This is a genomic window from Ramlibacter sp. (genome assembly GCF_013697775.1).
Taxonomy (GTDB): Bacteria; Pseudomonadota; Gammaproteobacteria; order Burkholderiales; family Burkholderiaceae_C; genus Ramlibacter.
The window spans coordinates 1-2,277 of record NZ_JACCWG010000066.1 but is presented as its reverse complement, the minus strand read 5'-3'; the positions used below and the strand labels follow the sequence as shown (position 1 = coordinate 2,277).

Below are 2,277 nucleotides of genomic sequence, written 5' to 3'. Positions count from 1 at the left end.
GGGCCTGCAGCGCCTGCGCGTTGCGGGTGAGCGCCGCGCGAACGTCGGCCAGCGCTTCGGCCGCATCGCGCTCCACCTGCCCCTGCGCCTGGCTGGCCTCGTAGCGGCCGGCCAGCCACACCAGCGTGGCTAGCACCGACAGCACCAGCGCGAACAGCAGGCCCCACAGCAGCCAGCGCGTGCCGCCCGAGCGCGTGGAAAACTGCGCCGTGCTCATCGCCGCGTCACAGCACCCGGTGTTCCAGCGCCGGCAGCTGCGCGCGCAACTGGGCCAGCCGTTCGCCGGCGATGTCCGCCGCCGCGATGCCGGCGCCATCTTCGGCGCGCTGCGCCAGCACTGCCCCCCACGGATCGACCACCATCGAGTGGCCCCAGGTGCGCCGGCCGCTCTCGTGCACGCCGCCCTGCGCGGGCGCGACCACGTAGGCCAGGTTCTCCACCGCGCGGGCGCGCAGCAGCAGCTCCCAGTGGGCCTGCCCGGTCACATAGGTGAAGGCGCTGGGCACCAGCAGCAGGTCGGCCTGCAGGCCGCGGTACAGCTCGGGAAAGCGCAGGTCGTAGCACACGCTCAGGCCCACGCGCCAGCGCCGTCCGTCGCGCGACGGCAGCTCGAACGCCTGCGGCGCGCTGCCGCGCTCGATCACGCGCGATTCGTCGAAGCGGTCCTGCCCGTTGTCGAACTTGAACAGGTGGATCTTGTCGTAGCGCGCCACGCACTCGCCCGCCGGCGAGAACACCAGGCTGGTGTTGCGCACGTGGTCCGTGTCGGCAGCCGCCAGCGGCAGCGTGCCGCCAACGATCCACAGGCCCAGCTCGCGCGCCGTGGCAGCCAGGAAGTCCTGGATGCGGCCGGCGCCGAAGTCCTCGCGCAACGCCAGCTTGTCGGTGTCGCGCTGGCCCATCAGGCAGAAATATTCGGGCAGCACCGCCAGCTCCGCGCCCTGCTGCGCGGCTTGCGCCAGCAGAACGCGCGCGGAATCGAGATTGGCCTGCAGCGAGAAGCCCGACACCATCTGGATGGCTGCGACTTGCATGTGTGCTCCCTATTTGTTGTCCGCCGGGACCGGCGAAGGCAAAGGCGCAGGCGAAGCCGGCGCATCGGCAGCGGCAGCGGCCGCGCCCCTGCCGACGCGCGTGACCTTCGGGTCGCTCCAGGTGCCGTCGATGTGGAACTCCCGCGTGGCCGCGCGCATCAGCGGCTGGCGCAGGAACATCTGCGCCATGAACGATCCCAGGCCGATCACCGGGTTGATCATGGTGGCCACCAGCGAGGCGGTGCCGGCGTTGATCTCGGGCACCACCACCACTTTCAGGTCCTGCGTCTCGCGCGCGATGTCGGCCTTGCCTTCCATCAGCACGGCGGCGTTGACGCCCTTCATCTGCAGGTTGTTGGTGGAGGCGATGCCCTTATCAATGACGATGTCGCCGCGCACGAAGTCGAACGGAAAGCCCTCGCTGAACACGTCCCGGAAATCCAGCGCCAGGCGGCGCGGCAGCGACTGCAGGCTCAGCACGCCCAGCAGCTTGGCCAGCCCGGGGTCGGCCTTGAGGAACTGGCCGCCTTCCACGTTGACGCGAAAGCCGCCCGCCATCGACGGATAGTCCATCGACAGCGGCGAGCCCAGCCAGGCGATCTGGCCTTCCATGCGGCCGTGGCCGCGCCGCACCACGCCCGGCATGCCGAAGCGCGCCAGCACGCCGCCGGCATCGGCGATATCGAGCTGGAAGCGCATGGCGGTGCGATGCTGCTCGGTGCGCCCGCGCGGCGTGGCGGGCGCCTGCGCGCTCACCGCCGCCCAGTTGCCCTGCGCGCTGAACAGCGCCTCCGGCGTGGTGAGCGCCAGCTTGTTGAGCCGCCACTCGCGCACGCCGCCGTCGGCCGCGCCGCGGTTGACGGCGTCGATCTCCAGCCGCCCGAGCTTCTTGCCTTTCAGCTCGAAATCGTTGACCACGATGTCCAGCGCCGGGATGTTGGCCGGCTGCTGGTCCAGCAAGGTCTCCACCTCGCGCGCCGCCTGCGCCGCGATGTTCAACCGCGCGAGCCGCGCATGCACGCGGCCCTGCTCGGCGCCTGAAGGCTGGCGGTATTCGAGGTAGCCATTCAGCTCCTGCGCGTCGACGTTGGCGCGCCAGGTCAGCCCGTCGCGCGAGCCGCCCAGCACCACGTCGTGCAGGGTGCGGCCCTCCACCACCAGTTCCTTGGCACGCGCCGCCATGCTGGTGGGCAGGTAGCCCGTGTTGGCGGCGGCCGAGGTGCCGCTGCCGCTGCGCGCGCCG

General features: G+C 71.3%; 3 protein-coding genes. All 3 read right to left on the bottom strand.

Features of this window, described 5'->3' with window-relative positions; genetic code table 11:
* A partial coding sequence (locus H0U68_RS03805; RefSeq protein ID WP_296352836.1) for a hypothetical protein occupies positions 1 to 217 on the bottom strand: 217 nt, incomplete at its 3' end.
* A 7-nt stretch (positions 218 to 224) separates the two neighbouring features.
* Positions 225 to 1,034: a carbon-nitrogen hydrolase family protein gene (locus H0U68_RS03800; protein WP_296352834.1), complete on the bottom strand. Its 810-nt coding sequence runs from the start codon at positions 1,032 to 1,034 to the stop codon at positions 225 to 227.
* Positions 1,035 to 1,043: 9 nt separating this feature from the next.
* Positions 1,044 to 2,277 (bottom strand): AsmA-like C-terminal region-containing protein (locus H0U68_RS03795; protein WP_296352833.1); only part of this gene is annotated, 1,234 nt, incomplete at its 5' end.

Bases quoted from the DNA above. Each gene is read 5' to 3' on its own strand.
- H0U68_RS03800 (WP_296352834.1), bottom strand. From the start codon at position 1,034: ATGCAAGTCGCAGCCATCCAGATGGTGTCGGGCTTCTCGCTGCAGGCC.